Here is a 22037-nt window from a genome sequence, read left to right on the forward strand (position 1 = left end):
CGCCCGATGCTCGAGCTGGCAATTCTCGGGCTGCTCCTCGAAGCGCCCATGCACGGTTACGAGCTGCGCAAGCGGCTGACGGGTCTGCTCGGGCCGTTTCGCGCCTTCTCCTACGGGTCGCTCTATCCGACGCTGCGGCGCATGCAGGCGGACGGGCTGATCGCGGAGGAGAACGTCGCAGGCGTCACCATGCGCCGGGCGCGGCGGGTCTATCAGCTGACGCCGGCGGGGCGGGAGCGCTTCACCGAGCTCCTCGCCGACACCGGACCGCAGAACTACACCGACGACGGCTTCGGCGTCCACCTGGCGTTCTTCAGCCGCACCCCCGCGGAAGCGCGGATGCGGATCCTGGAGGGCAGGCGCCGGCAGGTCGAGGAGCGCCGAGAGGGATTGCGGGAGGCGATCAAACGGGCCAGCGGGTCGCTGGATCGCTACACCCGCCAGCTCCACCAACTCGGTCTGGAATCAAGCGAGCGCGAAGTGCGCTGGCTCAACGAGTTGATTGCGGCGGAGCAATCAACGAAGGCGGCACCACAGAAAGAGGGAACCATCGGCCATGAGTGACATCAAGACGGCTGAGAACGCCACCGAAGTTCGCGTGGCCATCGTGGGCGTGGGCAACTGCGCTTCCTCCTTGGTCCAAGGCGTGCAGTACTACAAGGACGCGGACGAGACCTCGACCGTGCCCGGTCTGATGCACGTCAAGTTCGGTCCGTACCACGTCCGCGACGTCAAGTTCGTCGCCGCGTTCGACGTGGACGCCAAGAAAGTCGGTTTCGACCTCGCCGAGGCGATCTTCGCCAGCGAGAACAACACCATCAAGATCTCCGACGTACCCCCGTCCGACGTTGTCGTGCAGCGCGGGCCGACGCTCGACGGCATCGGCAAGTACTACGCGCAGACCATCGAGCTCTCCGAGGCCGAGCCGGTCGACGTGGTGCAGGCACTGAAGGACGCGAAGGTCGACGTTCTGGTGTCCTACCTGCCGGTGGGCTCGGAAGAGGCGGACAAGTTCTACGCCCAGTGCGCCCTCGACGCGGGCGTCGCCTTCGTCAACGCGCTTCCGGTGTTCATCGCCTCCGACCCGGTGTGGGCGCAGAAGTTCGTGGACGCGGGCGTCCCGATCGTCGGTGACGACATCAAGAGCCAGGTCGGCGCGACCATCACCCACCGCGTGATGGCCAAGCTGTTCGAGGACCGCGGCGTGCAGCTCGACCGCACGATGCAGCTCAACGTCGGCGGCAACATGGACTTCAAGAACATGCTCGAGCGCGAGCGCCTGGAGTCGAAGAAGATCTCCAAGACCCAGGCCGTCACCAGCAACCTGAAGAAGGAGCTCGGCGCCAACGACGTGCACATCGGCCCGTCCGACCACGTCGGCTGGCTCGACGACCGCAAGTGGGCCTACGTGCGCCTCGAGGGTCGCGCCTTCGGCGACGTGCCGCTGAACCTGGAGTACAAGCTCGAGGTGTGGGACTCGCCCAACTCCGCGGGCATCATCATCGACGCGGTGCGCGCGGCCAAGATCGCCAAGGACCGCGGCATCGGCGGCCCCGTCATCCCGGCCTCGGCCTACCTGATGAAGTCCCCGCCGCAGCAGCTCGCGGACGACGTCGCCCGCGCCCAGCTCGAAGCGTTCATCATCGGCGCGGAGTAGTCCTTCCGCCCATCGATGAGGGAAGCCGGTCGGAGAATCGCTCTCCGACCGGCTTTTCGTGTTCCTGGTGGCTATAGCCCGCGGTAGATGTCTTTGCGCCAGCCGACCTTGACGACAAGGATCACCAGCACGTTGTTGTCCACGGTGTAGGCGACCCGGTACCGGCCGACCCGGAGCCGGTAGAGATCGTCGTGTCCGGACAACTTCTTCACATCGAGTCCGGGCGCGTACGGGTCGTTGCCGAGCACCGTCAGCGCGGTGAGAATGCGCATCGCGTCCTGTCGCTCGATCGCGCGCAGCTCGCGACGGGCGGACTCCAGGAAGCGGAAGCGGTACTTCACTCCGGGTCTTCCGTGAACAGGTCGGCCAAGACCTCGGCCATGGTCACCGTCGGCTCGTTCGCCGCGAGCCTGTCTCGGGCCTCTCGCGCAAGGAGTTCGTCCTCGGCGGCATCGAACGTCTCCACCATCGACAGCGGAACGAGCGCTGCGGCCGGTGCTCCGTCGCGCAGGATGATCACCTGCTCGCCGGATTCGGCCGCCCGGATATGGGCGGCCAAGTTGGCTCGTAGCTCACGAATGCTGATCTCGGACATGAGTGGAGTGTACACGTCGCCGTGTACACTCCACTCGGCGTTCTCAGTCCAGGGAGACGTAGACCTCGACGGAGGTCGGGCCGGTGTAGCGCTCGATCTCGGCGGTGTGGGAGCGGGTGATGATGCCGGCGCTCTCGGCCTTGGCGACCTGCGCCCACGCGGTGCGCAGCAGATCGTAGGGCTTGTCGGAGACGACGAACTTCGCGTAGCGGCCGTGCGGGATGCGGGTCACGACGTCGCCTTGATCCAGGTCGTCCAGCGAAGCGACCTCGTAGCCGAGGACGGCGACGGCGTGGTCGTTCTGGCCGATGTAGGCCGCGACGCGCGGCACGTTCTTCTCCCTGGCCAGGTAGCGGTCCCAGGTGAAATTCACCAGGTCCAGGTCGCGGGCGGCCACCTCGCGGCCGGCCAGCGGGATGGTCAGTCCGGCGACCAGACCTTCGTCCAGGGTGACGATCTCGAAATCCACTGCTCTGTCCCTACCCGTCGCTCGGTTCGTCGGCCAGCGCCACGAAGACCTCGGCGGTGCGGTCGTCGGGATAGTGCTCCCAATCGCCGGAATAGGAACGCACCAGACGGCCCGCCGCCTCGGCATCCCACACCGCCCGCCAAATGCTGACGATCGTATCGCCGAGATCGTCGCCGCTGGCGATGAAACGGGCGAAGCGACCTGCGGGCACCCTGGCCAGCACATCGCCGGGCAGCAGGTCGTCGAGGCTGCGGCAGCGGTAGCCGACGATGTGGGTCAGATACGAGTTGATCTCCGGCGCGTGGTCGACATAGGCGGTGGTCGGGGGTCCCGGTAGGCGGCGCGAGAGGATGCGTTTCCACGCTTCCTCCACCTTCGCGCGGCGTGGCCCCTCGACCGCGAGCGCCGGGCTGCGAAGTACTGTGCCCGCCACCAGCGTCTCGGGACGGTCAACGACATTGAAATCCACCGGCGTAGCCCCTATGTCTAGTCTGTTTTCAATTGGCGGCGCTTCCGGGCCCCTGTAGTTGGTCCGCAGGCTACCGCCTTTCGGCCGGTCGCTCGCGCCGCTGCCGTCGTTGCTCGAGCGCCTATCCTTCCGCATCGTCGCCGTGGGGCGGGCGTCGCCCCATGCTCACCTCGGCGCCGCTCGGTCGCGCTCTCACTCTGGCAAAACGATGCTGCCATGTCATGCGTTCCCCGGAGGCACGGTAGGTCACAAGATCGACTCGAGATGGGTTCGGTCACAGTTACCTCACCGGAGGCAGATCAGCCGGGCACCGGAACGCTGAGTCCGGGGAAGATCTCGACCTGCCGCGGTTCCGGTGGCGCGGGCGGAACGACGATCGACGGCTCCTGCGGTTGTTGTTGCGGCTGAGGAGGATTCGGGTTCAGGATGTCGTAGGGATTGCCCGAGCGCTGCTGCTGATTCCCACCCGAAGGGCCGCCCACCGGTGCGGTCGGGAACTGCTCGATCGGGGTGCCCGCCAGCGCCTCGTCCATCATCTGCTTCCAGATGTCGGCGGGCAGGCCCGAACCGTAGATGTCCGCGCCGCGCGCGGTGTGAATCGGCTGCGACTGCTCACTGCCGATCCAGACCGCGGTGGACAGCGAGGGCGTGAATCCGATCATCCAGGCGTCCTTGTTCTGATCGGACTGGCCCAACTGGGTCGTGCCGGTCTTCGCGGCCGACGGCCGGTTGCCCGCCAGCGCGTGCCCGTTCGAATAGGCGGCGATCGGCATCATCGCGGCGATGGTGTTCTCCGCGATGGTCGGCTTGATTCGCTGCTCCCCGGGCGGCAGCTGCTCGCCGACCTGCTGCTCGGGCGCGCCGCGATCGAGCAGCACCCGCCCGTCGCCGGTCTCCACGCGCTGCACGAAGTAGGGCTGGTGGTACATGCCCGAGGCCGCGATGGTCGCGTAGGCCGAGGCCATGTCGATCGGGCGCACGAGGTATTGCCCGAGCACGATGCCGTTGAGCGGAGGGCCGCCGTCCTCGGTGAGCGTCTTGCCCGCCACGCCGGGGATCTCCTCCGGGATGCCCGCCTGGTGAGCCGCGTCGGCGATCGCCTGCGGCCCGCCCATCATCGACATGGTCAGCCGGTAGAAGCTGGTGTTCAGCGAGCGCTTCAACGATTCGGCCATGCTGCACTTGCCGCAGGATTCGCCGTCCACGTTGGTGATCCTGGTGCCGCGGTCGGTCACCGGTGAGCTGTCCAGCACGCGGGTCAGCGGGATGCTCTGCTGTTGCGCGGCGATGACGGCGAACACCTTGAACGCCGAGCCCGTCTGCAGCGGCGCCTGCGCGAAGTCGTAGCCGATGCCGTCCTCGCCGCCGTAGTAGGCGCGCACCGCGCCGGACCGCGGATCGATCGAGACCACTGCCGCGCGCAGGTGCGGCGGCTGGGGGCCGAGCCGGTCGTGCACGGCGGTGAGCGCGGCCTGCTGCGCCTTGGCGTCGATGGTGGTGGTGATCCGCAGCGCGCCGGTCTTCAGCTCGCGCTCGCTGATGCCGGACGCGCGCAGTTCGCGAAGCACCTGGGTGCGGATCAGGCCCTCCGGACCGCGGGCGGCGTTGGCGTCGGGGATGTCGGTGATCGGCAGGATCGTCGGGAAGACGGTGGCGTCCCGGTGGCCAGGCGCGAGCACACCCATCTCGACCATGCCGTCGAGCACGTACTGCCAGCGCGCCTTCAGTTCCGGCAGGTGCGTCTCCGGATCGAGGATCGACGGCGTCCGGATGACGGCGGCGAGCACCGCGCCCTCGGCGAGCGTCAGCTGCGCGGGCTGCTTGCCGAAGTACGCCCTGGACGCCGCGGCGATGCCATAGGAACCGCGTCCGTAGTAGATGGTGTTGAGGTAGGCGGCGAGGATGTCGTCCTTGCTCCACTGCCGCGCCATCTTGGCCGCGATGATCAGCTCGCGCATCTTGCGGGTCAGGGTGCGTTCCGAGCCGAGGAAGGCATTCTTCACGTACTGCTGGGTGATGGTCGAGCCGCCGCCCGCGTCGTCCTTGCCCAACAAATTGTCCCGGACCGCGCGCAGGAAGCCGGACGTCGAATAGCCGGGATTGGTGTAGAAATCGCGATCCTCCGCGGCGAGTACCGCGTCGCGTACCGGTTCGGGTACTTCGGACAGCGGCACCGGACTCCGATTACCGTCCGGCGGAACAACTTTGGCGATCACCGTGCTGCCGTCCGCAGCCAGGATGGTGGCGATCTGATTGGTCTGTACCGCGGCCGGATCGGGAATCTCGGCGCTCCAGTACACCAGCACGAACAGCAGCGAGGGCACCGCGACGAACAGGATGAACAGGGCGAGCGCGAGCCGACGGAGACGTTCGGCGCGGCTGCGCGGCGGCCGTTCGGGATTCGTGGGCGGAGTTTCGGCGGTCGGCCGGGATCGTTTGGGCGCCAGCGCTTTCCGCTCACGTGGCTGCGGTGGTCTACGCCGCTCCCGGAAACCCGCGATGGAGGCGTGTGCCGCCCGCGATGGCTTGCCCCCGGCACCGCGCTTGCCGCGTCGCTTGCCGAACGAGCTCACGATCATCTCCTCCCGGAGCGTCGGTCGAACCCACCTGCCCTGACAACGATCGCCGAACGAACTATGACCGGACTTTACCCCGCGGAGATCGGTTGATGCCCAGGACTATCCACAGCAGTCCGCTTCTTAGACAAAGTAACCCGAATTCCACAGGCCAACCGCAGGCCGCGAACCCCCGGCGCCGAAGACTCAGCTCTTGACGCCGCCCGCGGTCAGGCCGGAGATGATGCGGCGCTGGAACAGCAGCACCATGATCACCAGCGGAATCGTGACGATCGTGCCCGCCGCCATGATCGCGGCGTAGGGCTGCACGAGCGGGTTGTTGCCGGAGAAACGGGCGATCGCGACGGTCACCGGCTCGGTCTGGTCGCTGGAGAGCAGCCTGGCGAGCAGGTACTCGTTCACCGCGGCGATGAAAGCCAGGATGGCGGTGGTGAACACGGCGGGCGCGGCAAGCGGCAGCATGACGAGGCGGAACGCCTGCATCTTGCTCGCGCCGTCGATGCGGGCCGCCTCCTCCAACTCCCACGGCAGTTCGGTGAAGAACGAGGCGAGGATGTAGACGGTCATCGGCAGCACGAACGAGATGTTCGGGATGATCATCGCCTGGTATTCGCCGATCCAGCCCAGGTTGGTGAACAGCTGGAACAGCGGCGTCACCAGCACGACCACCGGGAACATCGAGGCGCTCAGGATCAGCCCGGCCACCACGTACTTGCCGCGGAAGGTCAGCCTGGCCAGCGCGTACGCGGCGAAGATGCCGATCACCAGCGCGATCGCCGTGGTGCACGCGCCGATGATCACGCTGTTGATCAGCGCCTTGCCGAAGTCGTTGCCGCGGCTGGTGTCGAACGCGTTGCGGAAGTTCTCCAGCGTGACGTGCGTCGGCCACGGCGTGTTGTCGAACTGGTAGACCGGATCGCGGAACGCGGTGACGGCCATCCAGTAGAACGGGCCGAGCCCCCACACCAGCACGACGAGCACGCCGAGGTAGATGCGCGCGGACCCGAGCCGCTTGGCCCACGGCGCGCGCTGAACGGTGGTCGGTTCGGTCGCCATCGGCGCGTCTCCTGTCTCGCGCGTGCGCACCTGGTCACTCGTCGTCATGCGCGCACCTTCCCCTCGCGCTGGGCCTCCTGGGTGCGGACGGCGTTGGCGCCGAGGATCTTCACCAGCACGAAGGCCACCGCGAAGATCAGCAGGAAGGTGATGGTGGACAGGGCGGCCGCGCTGTTCGGTCCCTGCCGCACCTGGTCGACGACCAGGATCGAGACCGTGCGGGTCGACGGGTTGCCCAGCGTCATGATGGCGGGCAGGTCGTACATGCGCAGCGCGTCCATGGTGCGGAACAGAATCGCAACCAGCAGTGCGGGTTTCAGCAGCGGCAGGGTGATCTGGGTGAACCGCTGCCAGGCCGAGGCGCCGTCGACCTTGGCCGCCTCGTACACGTCGTTCGGGATCACTTGCAGACCGGCGAGCAGCAGCAGCGCCATGAACGGCGTCGTCTTCCAGACGTCGGCGGCGATCACCGCGAACCGCGCGGCCCACGGGTCCGAGGTCCACAGGATGTGCGTGCCGAGCACCCGGTTCACCACGCCGTCGTACTGGAACATGAACTCCCACAACCGCGCCGTGACCGCGGTCGGGATGGCCCACGGGATCAGCACCGCCGCGCGCAGCAGCGCCCTGCCCTTGAAGCTCTTGCCCATGACGATCGCCATGGCGAGGCCGATGGCGGCCTCCAGCGCCACCGTGATCACGGTGAAGAACAGCGTGACACCGATGGCCATCCAGAACTGCGAACCCAGATTGCCCGTGGGACAGGCGATGGTCTCACCGGTCGGCAGGCTGCACTGCTGGAGCAGCCAGTGCGTGTAGTTCGAGAACCCGGCGTTGCCGCCTTCCACGAACATGCCCGTGCTCGGGTCGAGCCCGGAGTCCTTCTGGAAGGACATGTACAGCGCGCGGAACACCGGATAGCCGATGACCACCGCCAGCGCGATCAGCACGGGCGAGACGAACACCCAGGCTTTGCCGGAACGGCGCAGCTCCCAGGCCAGGCTCGCGCCGAAACCGCGTTTGCGCGGAAGGAATTCGTCGCTCGGCACGCGTGTGGCCGCTCCCGAAGGATCCGACACCGTTATCTCTCTCCTACGGGTTGGTCGGGTCCGCTGCGCAATCGATTACGATCCCGCGGTCTCGATGCCCTTCTGCATCCCCACGATCGCGTCGTCGACGGACTTGTTTCCGGTCAGGGCAGCATAGGCGTTGTCCTGGATCGCCTTGGACACCGCCGGGTAGAACGGGGTTACCGGCCGCGGCACCGCGCTGGCGATCGATTCCTTCAGCGCGGGCAGGTACGGCATCTTGGCGATCAGCGCCGGGTCGTCGTACATCGAGGCGCGCACCGAGGGCAGGGCGCCCGAGGCGATGATGTGCTGGGCGTCCTCGCTGATCAGGAAGCGAAGGAAGTCGAGCGCGGTGGCCTTGTTCTTGGAGAACGCGCTGATGGCCGCGTTGTAGCCGCCGAGCGTGGAGGCGCCGACACCGTTCTCGCCGGGCAGCGGCGCGACCGCGAACTTGTCCTTCACCAGCGAGGATTCGGCGCCCGCGTCACCGAAGGTGGACGGCCACGCGCGCAGGAACATCAGCTTGCCCTGGGTGAAGGCGTTGGCCGATTCCGGCTCCTTGAAGGTGATGGCCTCTTTCGGGATGTCGCCGTTGTTGTAGGCGTTGACCAGGGTGTTCAGACCGGCGCGGGCCTGCGGGCTGTCCACCGTCGGCGTCTTGCCGTCGGCGCCGACGAAGGTGCCGCCGAAACCGTTGATCACCTCGGAGGTGTTCACCGTCAGGCCCTCGTAGGGCGCGAACTGGCCCGCGTAGCAGCCGATGTTGTTGTCGCGCGCGATCTGGCACTGGCCGAGCATCTCGCCCCACGTCTTCGGCGGGTTCGGGACCAGGTCCTTGCGGTAGAACAGCAGCCCGCCGTTGGTGTTGCGCGGCGCGGCGTAGAGCGTGTTGTTGTAGGTGGCGCTGGCGACCGGCGGGGAGAGCAGCGTCGAGGTGTCGATGGCGAAGGAATCCTTCAGCGGCTGGATCCAGCCCTTGGCGGCGAACTCGGCGGTCCACGGCACGTCGAGGGCGACCACGTCGTAGTTGGACTGCTTGGAGCGCATGTGCTCGACCAGGTCGTCGTACTGCTGCGAGGCGTCGTTCGACTGCTCCTTGAACGTCACCTGCTCGTCGGGGTGCGAGGCGTTCCAGCGCTCGATGAGCTGCTTGACCACACCGGTCTCGGTGGTGTCCTTGCCCTCGACATAGGTGATCGGGCCGCGCCCGGTCAGGTTCTGGCTGGTCGGGCTGCCGCCGTTGTCGCTGGTGCAGGCGCTGGTGAAGGTAGCCGTCAGCAGCGCGGCCGAGGCGACCGCCAGCGCGGCCCGTGGCACGAGCGACGAACGTAGGGACGACACCTTCTTCAAAGCCATCGCGAACACTCCATGGGTACGACGTGAGCAGCAGCACACCCTGCCGGTTGCACAACGGAAGATACATGGTGTTCACCCGCCACGCCCGAAGAGCGGTCCAGAAGGCCAGGTCGCGGAGGATGTCGGGGCAGCGCTGCGAGGCGGTGCGTGGCCGTCGTGTCCGGTTGCGCGGTTCGGACAAGCTGGCCGGCCCGCGCTCGCGGTGCGGAGACGGCCCCGCGGCTCGAGCGCGGCCGCGTCCGCTCGGTGGCCGACCCGCACGACGGATGGACGGCGAGCGGACGGTGTCGGGACCCGCGGCTACTCTGGCTGCCGATGACTTCGCCGAACGCGGTTCCCGATCGGATGCTCACACGCATCGGCGGTCTGCTGCGCAAGGCCGAGGCCACCGACAACGAGCACGAGGCCGAGGCGTTCCTCGCGGCGGCGCAGCGGCTGGCCACCCGCTCCTCGATCGATCTCGCGGTGGCGCGGGCGCACATCGCCGGGCGCGAGTGCAGGCCGACGCCGGTGCAGCGGGTGATCCCGATCGGCGAGCCGGGCAAGAAAGGGCTGCGCACCTACGTGCAGCTTTTCGTCGCGATCGCGCACGCCAACGACGTGCGCTGCGATGTTGCCCGCACCTCGACCCAGGTCTACGCCTACGGCTTCGACACCGACATCGACACCTGCGAGGCGCTCTACGCCAGCCTGCTCGTCCAAATGGTGCGCGCTTCCGACCACTACATAAAGACGGGGCAGTACCGTTCGGCGACCGTCGAGAAGATCGTCAGCGAAAAGCGCTGGGGCCGCACGGTACAGCGTCGCGTGCAAGCCCCTGCGGCGCCGGTGACAGCCCGGCTGAACTTCCAGATGGCCTTTGCCGCGCGCATCGGCCGCCGCCTGGCCGAGGTGAAGTCGGAAGTGGAAGCCGAAGCGGTGGCGCCCGAGACGGCCGCCGCCGGAACCGCGCTCGCACTGCGCGACAAGGAACTGGAACTGACCGACTTCTACAGCCGTACCTCGGAAGCCCGCGGCACCTGGCGCGGCCCGCAAGCCTCGGCCGGACATTCGGCGGCCGCCCGGCGCGCGGGTGATCGGGCTGGGCAAGCGGCGCGGTTGGGTACTTCGCCCGAATTGGGCGGTGCGCGTGGGCAGTTGACCTCCGGTGCCGGGTGAGCTGTGGGTGGTGCGGGCGGCGGTCGGGTCGATCGGAGCGGCTGGGCAAGTCATCCAATTGGGTAGAGCCAATCGATCGACCTCCGGCGTGAGTGGGGAAGCCGTGGGCCTGGCGAGTGGCAGATCTGGGCACTTTCTCCCATTTGGGCGGCGCGCGTGGGCAGTCGACTTCGAGTGGGCTGGGTGATTCGTCGGATGGTGGTGGGCGAGCACTGGAATGCCGATGGCGGCAACGATTTCGGTCCCGCGCGGGATGCATGGTGCGGGTGGAGAGGTTGTCGGACGACTGGGAGTCGAAGGATGTTGCGACGGTGAGTGTGCGAGATGTGCAGCGCGCCAAGGTGTACGACGCCGAGCAGTTGGTGCGCGGGATGTTCGATCGGGCCGACGAGCACGGCAACCGCACCGTCGAACTCTACGGCTCGCAGATCACGTTGCCCATCGAACGCCGTTTCGCTTCGGTCGAGTCGGTCCAGACCTATGCTGAGAAGGTGCTCGCCCTCAATTGGGTTCGGGCCCAATGGGATCGAGCCGAGGTGCCGGTTCGGGTGCGGTCGCGTGCCGGAGCGACCGCCGCTCACTACGAAGCGGCCGACGCGGTCCTCGCGGTGCCGCTGCACACCGGCGGCACCGCGTGGGCTCTGCGCGAACTGGTCGTACTGCACGAACTGGCCCACCATCTGGAACCCGCTGCCGAGAAGGCCGCCCCTCACGGCCCCGAGTTCTGCACCCGCTACCTCGAATTGGTGGACGGCATCATCGGCCCGGAAGCGGCTCTCGTGCTGCGCGGCGCGTTGCTCGGCTGCGGCGTCCGCCTCGGCTGAACGGGCGGTCCCGCAATCGACGGGAGAGAAATGGTTGCTTTCGGTGGCGGCGGGACCACCCTTTGACTACCGCCAGATCCATTTGACTACGGTCGATAGAGAAATGGCTGTTCAACGGAAGTGCAGCGTGATGTTCGTGCAAGGGCTCGGACGAGACTTCGCCCGGCAGCGCACTGTGGGCGTACCTCCGACGGCCATGCGCAGGCTTCGAGCAGGCGCAGTGCGGGCTTCGGGAAGTGCGCCGGCAGGGGAGCAGTTCGAGCAGGGCGCGGTGGGGCTTTCCAGCAAGGTGCGGTCCGCGCGTCGAGCACGGTGCGGTGCGGGCTCGGGCAGGCGCGGTGCTGGCAGAGAGGTCGGTTTCGACCAGGGAGCAAAGCGCGGACGCGCTCGTAGCGCGGTGCCACGTGGCGGGCGAGGTAGAGCACGCGGTTGCGGGGATGCGCTCTGCGCGCGCTCCGGAACGTCCGGTAACGCCGGTTCCCCTTCAGGCCAGCAAGGCGCGGACGCGCTCGTAGCGGGCGTTCCACCAGGCGACGCGGTCGGGGTCGGGGTGGCGGTAGCGAGCCAAGAGGTCGGGGTCCGGCGTTGATGGCGTGCGTGGGACGGGAAGGAAACCGTCCACCGGACGCAAGGATTCGGTGACCACATCGCCCTCGAAGAGGGAAATCGTGCCGAGTCCGCAGGCGAAGTCGAGTTCGGGCAGCGCACCGGCCAGCGCAAGCTGCGCGCCGAGGCCGACGCTGGTCTCCAGCGCGGAGGAGACCACGCAGGGCAGCCCGGCAGCCGCCGCCACCTCGAGCGCGCGCCGAACGCCGCCCAGCGGTGTGCATTTCAGCACCGCGACGTCGGCCGCGCCCGCCACGGCGACGCGCAGCGGATCCTCTGCGCGCCGGATGGATTCGTCGGCTGCGATGCGCACGTCGACCTTCCTGCGCACCGCGGCGAGTTCCTCGATGGTGCGGCACGGTTGCTCGACGTATTCCAAACCGCTTGCGGCGCGGTCGATTTGCGTGATGTGTGCGATCGCGGTGTCCACGTCCCACACCGCGTTGGCATCCACCCGAATCCCGCCGTCCGGACCGAGCGCGTCGCGGACCGCCTCGACCCGCGCCAGGTCCTCGGCGAGCGAATCCGGATGGTCGGCGACCTTCACCTTCGCGGTCCGGCAGCCAGAGGTGCTGACGATCCGATGCGCCCGCTCCGGATCGACCGCGGGCACCGTGCAATTGATCGGAATCCGCTCCCGCACCGGTTCCGGCCATCCGGTCGTCACCTGCTCCAATGCCGTGGCCAGCCAGCCCGCCGCCTCCCGATCGTCGTACTCGGGAAACGGGCAGAACTCACCCCAGCCCAGCGGCCCGGGAATCAACATCCCCTCCCGCACGGTGATCCCGCGAAACCGCGTGCGCAGCGGAATCGCGTAGACGACGGGCTCGGGAGAGATGTCGGCAGTCATCGCTCGTCAGCCTACGATGCGTCGGCGTCGCGGGTATCGACCGGCAAGCGGATCGGCGCCGCGGGGTTGATACGGCTCGCGGGCTGGTGCAGCGCACCCATCGGTGCGGGGTGGTACGTGCGGCGAGCGGGCTGGCATGGCAGGCACATCGGTGCCGAGTGCCCCGTCCACAAAGGTTGGCCAAGCAACGCCGACCAAATGTCACCCTCGGTCGGCCCCACCGCACCAAAGGTCACCCTCAGCCGGCCCACCAGGGCACGCAGCTCGGGTGAATGAAGGTCGCGTCCAGTCGGTCTGGCGGGATGGAGGTGACCTTTGGTCGGTTACCGCGCCGCCCAAACTGGACGTGGCACCAGTGCGGCCAGCGGATCGGCGCGGCCAGCGGATCGGCGCGGCAGGCCGATCGGCATGGCAATCAATGGTCTTCGGTGCCGCGATTGTTCCAGCACTTATGCGGGCACTCTGGATCTATGAGCGCGGCGGTGGTGAGGCAACTGGGAGACTTGGTGCGCGCCACCCTCGCAACCCTGATCGCCCTCGGAGTCGGCTGGACAGCAGCACTTCTCGTCCCGCTGTACGACTTCCTCGTAGACGATGAACAGCGGTATCTACCGATCCCCTATGCGATCGCCTGGGCGGGCATCGCCGCGGCGGGTGTGGCGGCCGCGGTGATGTCCTTCTCGAAGTTGCGTAGCCGCAGGCCAATCGGATGGACGCCACTGGTGGCGGTCCCGTTGGTAATCGAGTCTTGGCTACTAGGGTGCCTCGTCGCACTCGTGCTCGGCTAGGCCCCTGGCCAGTCGACTGGAAGGTGTCGCCGCGAACCACGAGCGCCATGCGCCTGATTCGATGGACGTTGATGGGCGCCCGGCGGAACCGGGCGCCCACTCGCTCACAACCGCTCGAGAATAGTGGCGTTCGCGAGCCCACCCGCCTCACACATCGTCTGCAACCCGTACCGCGCCCCGCGGTCCTGCATGGCGTGCACCAGGGTCGTCATCAGCCGCGCCCCGGAGGCCCCCAACGGATGACCGATCGCGATCGCCCCACCGTTGACGTTCACCTTCGACATATCCGCCCCGGTGTCCTGCGCCCACGCGAGCACGACCGGAGAGAACGCCTCGTTGATCTCGACAAGATCGATATCGGAGAGCTGAAGGCCAGCCCGCTGCAACACCTTTCGGGTCGCCGGGATGACCGCGGTGAGCATCATGAGCGGGTCGTCGCCCGCGACGGCGAAGCTGTGCAGCCGGGCCAGCGGGCGCAGACCGAGCTGTGCGGCGCGTTCGCTGGTCATGATCAGCACCGCGGCGCTGCCGTCGCTGACCTGGCTGGCGCTCGCGGCGGTGATCTGCCAGCCGATCTGCGGGAAGCGCTCGGCCATGGCGGGGTCGTAGTAGGCGGGTCGCAGCCCGGCGAGGGTGTCGAGGGTGCTGCCGACGCGGATGCCCTCGTCGGATTCCAGTCCGTTGATCGGCGCGAGTTCGGCGGCGAACAGGCCGTTCTTCGTTGCGCGCGCGGCCTTTTCGTGGCTGGTCAGCGCGAACTCGTCGAGCTGTGTGCGGGTGAGTCCCCACTTCGCGGCGATGAGTTCCGCGCTGATGCCTTGCGGTACAAGTCCTTCCGGATAGCGTTCGGCGAACGCGACGCCCGAGACGTCCTCGGAGCCGACGAGGTTGGCGCCCATCGGGGTTCGGCCCATCGATTCGACGCCCGCGGCGACCACGATGTCGTACGCGCCCGCGATGACGCCTTGCGCTGCGAAGTGGATGGCCTGCTGGCTGCTGCCGCACTGCCGGTCCACCGTAGTCGCGGGCACCGATTCGGGGTAGCCCGCGGCCAGCGCCGCCCGTCGCGTCACATTCGCGCCCTGCTCGCCGACCTGCGTGACCACGCCGCCGATCACGTCATCGATCAGCGCGGGATCGATGCCGCTGCGTTCGACCACCGCGCGCAGGCTGTGCGCGAGCAGGTCCACCGCGTGCACGTCGTGCAGCGCTCCGTTCGGTTTCCCCTTGCCGATCGGCGTGCGCACCGCTTCGACGATCACCGCGTCTCTCATGGTGGATCCTTCCTGTGACCGGGGCGTTTCCGCCCTGGCTCCATCATCTTATAGTCAGGCTAACGCCTGGATATAGCTGACTCAAGTCAGTTGTCGCTATGATGTGCGTCATGGCAGCCGTGATGGAAGGACCCTTGGCCGATCTCAGCTCGTGGCGGGCCGACGACTGCTCGATCGCGAAGGCGATGGACCTCATCGGCACGCGCTCGGCCGTCCTCATCCTGCGGGAGGCCTATTACGGCACCCGCCGCTTCGACGGTTTCGCCGCCCGGGTCGGCATCACCGACGCGGCCGCCGCCGCTCAACTGCGCAAACTCACCGCGGCCGGTGTCCTCGCGAAGCAGCCGTACCAGGAAGAAGGCAAACGCACCCGCCACGAATACGTGCTCACACCCATGGGCCGCGACCTGCTGCCCGCCATCTTGGCGCTGATGCAATGGGGCGACGCCCACTTACAACCGGGTCCGGCCCCATTGCTGCTGGTGGAGGAGGCGACGGGCGCACCGGTCCGCGTCGAGGTGCGCAGCGCGACAGGCAAGGAAGTCGAACTGGAGGAACTCGGAATCCGAGTAAACGAGGACTACCTCCGCGAACGGCGGGAGCGCGCCGCCGAGTGAGATGTTCCGCCGAGGTCGCGGCGAAGCCGACGGAGGCGCACGAAGTCGAGGACTCGACTGCGCGCGGTCAGGATGCCAAGGCCCGGGAACAGTCGACAGGCGTCGAATAGCGGCTGTTGGAGCCACCGTTCGACGCCCGTCGACCCGGCACAACCGCCATTTCCCTACCGAGGGAAGAGAACCGGCGGTTGCTACGACATTCAGTTCAGACGACGCCCGTCCGCCGCGGAGAAGAAGTACGTGTGCTCCGCCGACGTCGACAGCTTCAGACGGGTGCCCTTGGCGGGCGGGTTGCGCCAATCCGCCCGCGCCACAATGGTTTCCCCCGCACCGTTGATCTGGCCCTCGGAGATTGTGCGGCCGTAGATGTAGGCGTCGGAGCCGAGCTCTTCCACCACGTCCACTTCCATCTCGATGCCTTCTTTGCCGAGTCCGTTGCCGAGCTCGAAGTGTTCGGGACGGATGCCGACCACGACCTTGCCCTCGGCGGCGTCGGACACCGAACGCGGCACCGGCAGCGCGTGCCCGCCAAGCGCCACCGCGCCGTCGGACACCGGCAGCGTGAACATGTTCATGGCGGGCGAGCCCATGAAACCGGCGACGAACGCGTTGGCCGGATCGCGGTACAAGTCGCGCGGGGTCGCGCACTGCTGGAGCAGGCCGTCCTTGAGCACCGCGACGCGATCGCCCATGGTCATCGCCTCGACCTGGTCGTGGGTGACGTACACCGTCGTGGTGCCGAGCCGCCGCTGCAACTGCGCGATCTGGGTGCGGGTCTGCACGCGCAGCTTGGCGTCCAGGTTCGACAGCGGCTCGTCCATCAGGAACACCTGCGGCTGGCGCACGATCGCCCGGCCCATCGCCACGCGCTGCCGCTGACCACCGGACAGCGCCTTCGGCTTGCGATCCAGGTACGGCTCGAGGTCGAGCAGCTTGGCCGCCTCCAGCACACGCTGGTCCTTCTCCGCCTTGGCGACCTTCGCGAGCTTGAGCGCGAAGCCCATGTTCTCGGCGACGGTCATGTGCGGGTAGAGCGCGTAGTTCTGGAACACCATCGCGATGTCCCGCTCCTTCGGCTCCGCGTGGGTGACGTCGTTCGCGCCGATCAGAATGCGCCCGCCGTTCACCTCCTCCAGACCGGCGAGCATCCGCAGCGACGTCGACTTCCCGCAGCCGGACGGACCGACCAGCACAAGGAACTCGCCATCGGCGATCTCCAGATTCAGCTCGTCGACGGCGGGTTTGGTCGCGCCGGGGTAGAGGCGGGTAGCCCGCTCGAAGGTCACCGTAGCCACGGCAGATCACATCCCTTCCCGGCAGGAACGTGCCGGACGATCCGAGTAGAGGGGTCACCGTCACACGCGGCGCGCGGACGGTCCGGACGATGGTATCGGTCGCTCGATCACACCGCAGCTGAGTCCGCCGGCCGGGTCGCGGTTTCAACCACGCCGGATTCTCCGGACGCCGGTAGCCTCGATCGCGGAGATCAGCGAGCGACGAGGAGGGCCTGAGATGAGTCGAGCGGTTCGGATCGGAGTTCAGCTGCAGCCGCAGCACGCGCCCAAGTACGGGTTGATTCGCGACGCCGTGCTGCGGGCCGAGGACGCCGGTGTGGACGTCGTGTTCAACTGGGATCATTTCTATCCGCTCACCGGCGATCCGGTCGGCGCGCACTTCGAGTGCTGGACGATGCTGGCGGCGTTCGCGGAGCAGACCGAGCGGGTGGAGATCGGCGCGCTGGTCACCGGCGGCGGGTACCGGAATCCGGACCTGCTGGCGGATATGGCGCGGACCGTCGATCACATCAGCGACGGCAGGCTGATTCTCGGCATCGGCGCAGGCTGGTTCCAGCACGACTACGACGAGTACGGCTACGAATTCGGCACGGCGGGAAGCCGTTTGGATCTGCTGAAGGAGAGCATGGCCCGGCTCACCGCGCGGCTGAAGAAGCTGAACCCGCAGCCCGTCCGGGAGATCCCGATTCTGATCGGCGGCGGTGGCGAGCGGAAGACGTTGCGCTTGGTCGCCGAGTACGCCGACATCTGGCACAGCTTCGCCGACCTGGAGGGGCTCCGGCACAAGAACGAGGTGCTCGCGCAGCACGCCGCCGCCGTCGGTGCCGACGCGTCCCGCATCGAGCGCTCGGTGCCGTGGCCCGGCGCGGAGCTCGCGCCGAAGTTCGTCGAGGCCGGGGTCGGGTTGTTCACCGTCGGTGTGAGCGGCCCCGGCTACGACCTCGGCGAGCTCGAGCAGGCCATCCGCTGGCGCGACGAGGTGAACCCGGAACAGGTCAGCGGACTGGCCTGAGTCCGGGTTCCACCGCGATCAGTTCGCCGAGTACTGAAGCTCGCCTGCCGCTGCCCCCTCGACGGGCGGCGACAGGCGGACCGGCAGTGCGGCGAGGCCGCGGATCAGCAGGCTCTTGCGCCAGCTGAGCCCATCTATATCGCCGTCGAGCGACATCGCGGGGATCCGGTCGAGCAGCCGGGTGAGCGCGATGGTGGCCTCCATCCTGGCCAGCGCGGCGCCGACGCAGTAGTGGATGCCGTGGCCGAAGGCGATGTGCCGGTTGTCGGTGCGGGCGGGCTGGACGCCGTCCGGATCCGGGTACCGCTGCGGGTCGCGGTTGGCCGCCGCGAGGGAGATCATGACGAACTCGCCCGCGTCGATGTACTGACCGCCCAACGTGATCGGCGCGGTGGTGAACCTGGCCGTCGCCAGGTGCACCGGACCCTGGCAGCGCAGGATCTCCTCGACGTAGGCGGGGACGCCGGTGGGGTCCGCGCGCAGCCGCTCGGCGCTGTCCGGATCGCGCAGCAGCTCGAGCACCGCGTTGCCGATCAGGTTGACGGTGGTCTCGTGTCCGGCGGCAAGCAGCAGGAACAGCATCGAGATGAGCTCTTGTTGATCGAGCCGATCGCCGTCGTCCTTGGCGACGATCAGCGCCGAGAGCAGGTCTTCGCGCGGGTCGGCGGTGCGCACGGCGATCAGTTCGGTGAGGTAGGTGAAGAAGCTGATACCGGCGCTGGTGCGTTCCTCGACGCTGGCCGACTCGTTCACCACGATCTCCGTCCACGCGCGGAAGTCGTCCTTGTCGTCGTCCGCGACGCCGAGCAGCTCGCAGATCACCATGATCGGCAACGGGAACGCGTAGTCGTCGAGGAGGTCGGCGGACTCCTTGGCGCTCAACTCGTCGAGCAGCGAGTCGGCGATCGCGGTGATGCGGGGGCCGAGGTCACGCACCGCGCGGCTGGCGAACGCCTTGGCCACCAGGCTGCGCAGCCGGGTGTGCTGCGGCGGATCGGCGAAGAGCATGTTCTCGTTGACGGCGCCCGCGAACTTCTCGGCTCCGCCGTTCTTGGCGATGGCCGCCTGGCCTTCGGGCGAGGTCACCCGCTTGCTGATATTCGGCTCGACGAAGGCCTGTTTGGCCACGTCCTGATCGACGACCAGCCAGCTCAGCACTCCGTCCAAGCGGACGCGATGGATGGGACCGCGTTCGCGCAACCTCCGGTAGACGGCGTGCGGATCCTGGTAGAAGTCGTCGTCGGTCAGCTCGATGATCTCGTTGGCGGCCGTCACGCAGCGCCCCCGGTCCTCGACGCGGAGGCCGAACGTGAATCCAGGTAGGTCACTAGCCCTGTGTCCTTTCGAGGTCGAACGGTTCTGATTCAGTCCCGACGCAGTCTCGAGAAGCGGTGACAGCAGTGATCGCTCGCTGTCCGATCGTGGTGGTGCCGAGGCGAAGTCGGCCGCCTGCTGCATCGGTGGAACGTCGAGCAGTTTCGATCGGTGTGAACCTTGAACAAGCCACGGGGCCAAGTGCATCGACGAAATGTCCGCGTACCCGGGGCAAATTCCCGAGGGATTCTCGCACAACCGCGCCGCTCGGCTCGGAGTGACCCTCGTCGCGTCGGCCGCGCGTAGCTGTGGGTTTGCGGCATTCCCCCGCTAGGGTCGGGAACATGGCTGGTCTGTCCGCCGCGCGGCGTCGTGCCCTGATCCTCTTGCTCCTGCTCGCCGTCGGCTGCACCGCGGCGGGCTGTGGTTCGGGCGACGATTCCGCAGACACCAGAGACCTGTGCGCGCCGCCGGGACTGAGCGCGGCGTCCGCGGCGCCGACGAACCTCGCTTCACCCGCCACCGCGGGACCGGACCGCTACACCACCGCGAACACGGTCCCGCTGGAATCCATCGATGTGACCAAGCTCGGGCTGATCACGCCGGGCACGCTCAGCGTCGGCACCCTCTCGGACGCGCCGCCGAGCATCTGCGTGAACTCGGCTGGCACCTTCACCGGATTCGACAACGAGCTGCTGCGCGCGGTGGCCGCGAAACTCGGTCTGCAAGTGCAGTTCTCGGGCACCGAGTTCTCCGGACTGCTCGCGCAAGTGGCGGGCGGGCGTTTCGACGTCGGCTCGTCCAACATCACCACCACCGACGCGCGCCGTGAGCTGGTCGGCTTCACCAACGGGTACGACTTCGGCTACTTCGCCCTCGTGGTGGCCAACGGCAGTCCGATCAAAGGCTTCGCGGATCTGGGGCCGGGCACCCGGATCGCCGTCGTGCAGGGCACGGTGCAGGACGACTACGTGGTCAACACCCTGCGCCTTGACCCGGTGAAGTTCCCGGACTACAACACCGCCTACGCCAATCTGAAGACCGGTCAGGTCGACGCCTGGGTCGCGCCCTCGGCGCAGGCCGAAGGCGCGATCAAGCCGGGCGACGGCACCTCGGTGGTCCAGAACGCTTTCAGCCTGGACAATTTCGCGGCTTGGGCGGTGAACAAGAACAACAAACCGCTGACCGACGCGCTCAACAGCGGCCTCGACGCGGTGATCGCCGACGGCACCTACGCCCGCCTCTACGGCGACTGGGTGCCGAGGCAGCTGCCGCCGGGTTGGAAGCCGGGTTCCAAGGCCGCGCCGACGCCGCAGCTGCCCGACTTCGCCGCGCTCGCCGCCGAGAACCGGACAGAAGAGAGCCAGGAGCAGAACGCGCCGAAGTCGACCCTGCAGCAGCTGCGGGAGACGTTCTTCGATTGGTCGCTGTACCGCAAGGCTTTTCCCGACCTGATCAAGACCGGTCTGCCGAATACCCTGATCCTGGCGCTTGTTTCGGGCGCGCTCGGCACTGTGATCGGCATGCTGCTCGCCGTCGGCGGAATCTCCCGCACGCGCTGGTTGCGTTGGCCCGCACGGGTTTACACCGATATCTTCCGCGGCCTGCCCGCCGTGGTGATCATCCTGCTCATCGGTCTCGGCATCGGGCCGGTGGCGCGCAACATCACCGGCAACAATCCGTACTGGCTCGGCGCGGTCGCGCTGGCGCTGCTCGCCTCGGCCTATATCGGCGAAATCTTCCGTTCCGGAATCCAATCCGTGGAAGCCGGGCAGCTGGAGGCGGCGCGCGCGATCGGTTTCGGGTACCGGCAGGCGATGACGCTGGTGGTGATCCCGCAGGGCGTGCGCCGGGTGCTGCCCGCGCTGATGAACCAATTCATCGCGCTCATCAAGGATTCCTCGCTGATCTACTTCCTCGGCCTGCTGGCCAGCCAGCGTGAACTGTTCGCGGTGGGCCGAGATCTCAACGCGCAGACCGGAAATCTCTCGCCGCTCGTCGCCGCGGGCCTGATGTACCTGGTGCTGACCATCCCCCTCACGCACCTGGTCAACTACATCGACCACCGGATGCGCACCGGACGGCCGGACCAGCCGATCGACGAGCTCGAGCAGGCCACCATCACCGAAGGGCGCTGAACCATGAGTGCATCTCTGACCGGAACCGGCCTGCACCTGACCCTCGGCCGCAACCACGTGCTGCGCGGTATCGACATCCACGTCGACGCGGGTACGACCACCACCGTCATCGGACCGTCGGGCTCCGGCAAATCGACCCTGCTTCGGGTGCTCAACCGGTTGCACGAGCCCGACCGCGGTGACGTGCTGTTGGACGGAAAATCCGTGTTGCGCGAGGACCCGGACCGGCTGCGTCAGCGCATCGGCATGGTGTTCCAGCACTTCAACCTGTTCCCGCACAAGACCGTCGCGGACAACATCGCGCTCGGGCCGCGCAAGCTGCGCGGTCTGTCGAAGGACGCGGCGCGGGCGCTGGCGATCGAGCAGCTGGAGATCGTCGGGCTGGCCGACAAGGCCGACGCGCGTCCCGGCAATCTCTCCGGCGGCCAACAGCAGCGGGTCGCGATCGCCCGCGCGCTGGCCATGCGGCCCGAGATCATGTTCTTCGACGAGGCCACCTCGGCGCTGGATCCCGAGCTGGTGAAGGGCGTGCTCGGGCTGATGAGCGAGCTGGCGTCGGGCGGCATGTCGATGATCGTGGTGACGCACGAGATGGGGTTCGCGCGCAGCGTCTCGGACAACGTGGTGTTCATGGACCAGGGGCAGGTGGTGGAGACCGGTACGCCGGAGGCGCTGTTCGACGCGGCCGAGACGCCGCGGTTGCGGAAGTTTTTGTCGCAGGTGCTCTGAGAACGGATTTTCACCGCTGCGGTTACCAGCGCGCTCGGCACCGCCACCGAAACCTGCCAGTCCCCCGCTGCTGTCGTTCTCGACGCTCGCCGGGCCGTCGTCCTCCGTCACCACGGGTCATTCGGGCGCTCGCGCTCCCGACGACGCTCGCCTGGTGGACGCGGGCGCCGACGCGGAGGTGGTC

21 protein-coding genes are annotated in these 22037 nt (G+C 67.7%); 9 read left to right on the forward strand and 12 right to left on the reverse strand.

The window, feature by feature from the left end; translation table 11 throughout:
* The first annotated feature begins 6 nt into the window (after positions 1-6).
* Positions 7-564 (forward strand): PadR family transcriptional regulator, encoded by a 558-nt coding sequence (locus tag CRP45_RS20710; RefSeq protein ID WP_067786837.1) that lies wholly within the window; start codon positions 7-9, stop codon positions 562-564.
* On the forward strand, positions 557-1657 hold the full coding sequence (locus CRP45_RS20715; protein ID WP_067786839.1) for an inositol-3-phosphate synthase: 1101 nt from the start codon (positions 557-559) through the stop codon (positions 1655-1657). The genes CRP45_RS20710 and CRP45_RS20715 overlap by 8 nt, the downstream gene beginning before the upstream one ends.
* A 71-nt stretch (positions 1658-1728) precedes the next feature.
* Here the strand turns inward: CRP45_RS20715 and CRP45_RS20720 are convergent, their stop codons facing one another.
* The 8 genes from CRP45_RS20720 to CRP45_RS20755 all read right to left on the reverse strand — a co-directional run bounded on the left by CRP45_RS20720 (position 1729) and on the right by CRP45_RS20755 (position 9248).
* Complete coding sequence (locus CRP45_RS20720) at positions 1729-1998, reverse strand: type II toxin-antitoxin system RelE family toxin (protein WP_097246429.1); 270 nt, start codon at positions 1996-1998, stop codon at positions 1729-1731.
* A complete protein-coding gene (locus CRP45_RS20725; RefSeq protein WP_097246430.1) occupies positions 1995-2252 on the reverse strand; it encodes a type II toxin-antitoxin system Phd/YefM family antitoxin in 258 nt (85 codons plus the stop codon). The genes CRP45_RS20720 and CRP45_RS20725 overlap by 4 nt, the downstream gene beginning before the upstream one ends.
* Before the next feature lie 43 nt (positions 2253-2295).
* A complete protein-coding gene (locus tag CRP45_RS20730) occupies positions 2296-2721 on the reverse strand; it encodes a GyrI-like domain-containing protein (RefSeq protein ID WP_067786841.1) in 426 nt (141 codons plus the stop codon).
* A gap of 10 nt (positions 2722-2731) precedes the next feature.
* Positions 2732-3190, reverse strand: a complete 459-nt coding sequence (locus tag CRP45_RS20735) for a GyrI-like domain-containing protein (RefSeq protein WP_067786843.1) — start codon at positions 3188-3190, stop codon at positions 2732-2734.
* A gap of 299 nt (positions 3191-3489) precedes the next feature.
* Positions 3490-5769 carry a transglycosylase domain-containing protein gene (locus tag CRP45_RS20740; RefSeq protein ID WP_097246431.1) on the reverse strand — a complete coding sequence of 760 codons (2280 nt, stop codon included), beginning with the start codon at positions 5767-5769 and terminating at the stop codon, positions 3490-3492.
* Between the two features lie 183 nt (positions 5770-5952).
* On the reverse strand, positions 5953-6822 hold the full coding sequence (locus tag CRP45_RS20745) for a carbohydrate ABC transporter permease (protein ID WP_097246703.1): 870 nt from the start codon (positions 6820-6822) through the stop codon (positions 5953-5955).
* Positions 6823-6866: 44 nt separating this feature from the next.
* The gene (locus CRP45_RS20750) at positions 6867-7901 is read right to left on the reverse strand and encodes a carbohydrate ABC transporter permease (RefSeq protein ID WP_097246432.1); all 1035 of its coding nucleotides are present in this window, start codon (positions 7899-7901) and stop codon (positions 6867-6869) included.
* 45 nt (positions 7902-7946) lie between these two features.
* Positions 7947-9248, reverse strand: coding sequence for an ABC transporter substrate-binding protein (locus CRP45_RS20755; RefSeq protein ID WP_097246705.1), 1302 nt, complete (start codon positions 9246-9248; stop codon positions 7947-7949).
* Between the two features lie 315 nt (positions 9249-9563).
* Here CRP45_RS20755 and CRP45_RS20760 point away from each other — a divergent pair, with 315 nt between their 5' ends.
* Both CRP45_RS20760 and CRP45_RS20765 read left to right on the forward strand, forming a co-directional pair.
* Positions 9564-10406 (forward strand): DUF2786 domain-containing protein, encoded by an 843-nt coding sequence (locus CRP45_RS20760; RefSeq protein ID WP_097246433.1) that lies wholly within the window; start codon positions 9564-9566, stop codon positions 10404-10406.
* Positions 10407-10717: 311 nt separating this feature from the next.
* A complete protein-coding gene (locus CRP45_RS20765) occupies positions 10718-11230 on the forward strand; it encodes a TIGR04338 family metallohydrolase (protein WP_281256207.1) in 513 nt (170 codons plus the stop codon).
* Between the two features lie 484 nt (positions 11231-11714).
* Here CRP45_RS20765 and CRP45_RS20770 read toward each other — a convergent pair whose 3' ends face one another.
* A complete protein-coding gene (locus tag CRP45_RS20770) occupies positions 11715-12686 on the reverse strand; it encodes an o-succinylbenzoate synthase (RefSeq protein WP_097246435.1) in 972 nt (323 codons plus the stop codon).
* A 482-nt stretch (positions 12687-13168) separates the two neighbouring features.
* Between CRP45_RS20770 and CRP45_RS20775 the strand changes: the two genes are divergently transcribed.
* A complete protein-coding gene (locus tag CRP45_RS20775; RefSeq protein ID WP_143861490.1) occupies positions 13169-13474 on the forward strand; it encodes a hypothetical protein in 306 nt (101 codons plus the stop codon).
* 104 nt (positions 13475-13578) lie between these two features.
* Here the strand turns inward: CRP45_RS20775 and CRP45_RS20780 are convergent, their stop codons facing one another.
* Positions 13579-14748: a thiolase family protein gene (locus CRP45_RS20780; RefSeq protein WP_097246437.1), complete on the reverse strand. Its 1170-nt coding sequence runs from the start codon at positions 14746-14748 to the stop codon at positions 13579-13581.
* Between the two features lie 98 nt (positions 14749-14846).
* Here CRP45_RS20780 and CRP45_RS20785 point away from each other — a divergent pair, with 98 nt between their 5' ends.
* Complete coding sequence (locus CRP45_RS20785) at positions 14847-15365, forward strand: winged helix-turn-helix transcriptional regulator (protein ID WP_179830942.1); 519 nt, start codon at positions 14847-14849, stop codon at positions 15363-15365.
* A gap of 200 nt (positions 15366-15565) precedes the next feature.
* Here CRP45_RS20785 and CRP45_RS20790 read toward each other — a convergent pair whose 3' ends face one another.
* A complete protein-coding gene (locus tag CRP45_RS20790) occupies positions 15566-16660 on the reverse strand; it encodes an ABC transporter ATP-binding protein (protein ID WP_097246439.1) in 1095 nt (364 codons plus the stop codon).
* 217 nt (positions 16661-16877) lie between these two features.
* On the opposite strand from CRP45_RS20790, the gene CRP45_RS20795 reads away from it, so the two are divergent.
* Positions 16878-17672 carry an LLM class F420-dependent oxidoreductase gene (locus CRP45_RS20795; protein WP_097246440.1) on the forward strand — a complete coding sequence of 265 codons (795 nt, stop codon included), beginning with the start codon at positions 16878-16880 and terminating at the stop codon, positions 17670-17672.
* Positions 17673-17690: 18 nt separating this feature from the next.
* Here the strand turns inward: CRP45_RS20795 and CRP45_RS20800 are convergent, their stop codons facing one another.
* Complete coding sequence (locus CRP45_RS20800) at positions 17691-18947, reverse strand: cytochrome P450 family protein (RefSeq protein WP_097246441.1); 1257 nt, start codon at positions 18945-18947, stop codon at positions 17691-17693.
* A gap of 383 nt (positions 18948-19330) precedes the next feature.
* On the opposite strand from CRP45_RS20800, the gene CRP45_RS20805 reads away from it, so the two are divergent.
* Both CRP45_RS20805 and CRP45_RS20810 read left to right on the forward strand, forming a co-directional pair.
* On the forward strand, positions 19331-21124 hold the full coding sequence (locus tag CRP45_RS20805; protein WP_097246442.1) for an ABC transporter substrate-binding protein/permease: 1794 nt from the start codon (positions 19331-19333) through the stop codon (positions 21122-21124).
* A gap of 3 nt (positions 21125-21127) precedes the next feature.
* Positions 21128-21853, forward strand: coding sequence for an amino acid ABC transporter ATP-binding protein (locus CRP45_RS20810; protein ID WP_097246443.1), 726 nt, complete (start codon positions 21128-21130; stop codon positions 21851-21853).
* Positions 21854-22037 lie beyond the last annotated feature (184 nt).

Source organism: Nocardia amikacinitolerans, from assembly GCF_900215415.1.
Classification (GTDB): domain Bacteria; phylum Actinomycetota; class Actinomycetes; order Mycobacteriales; family Mycobacteriaceae; genus Nocardia; species Nocardia amikacinitolerans.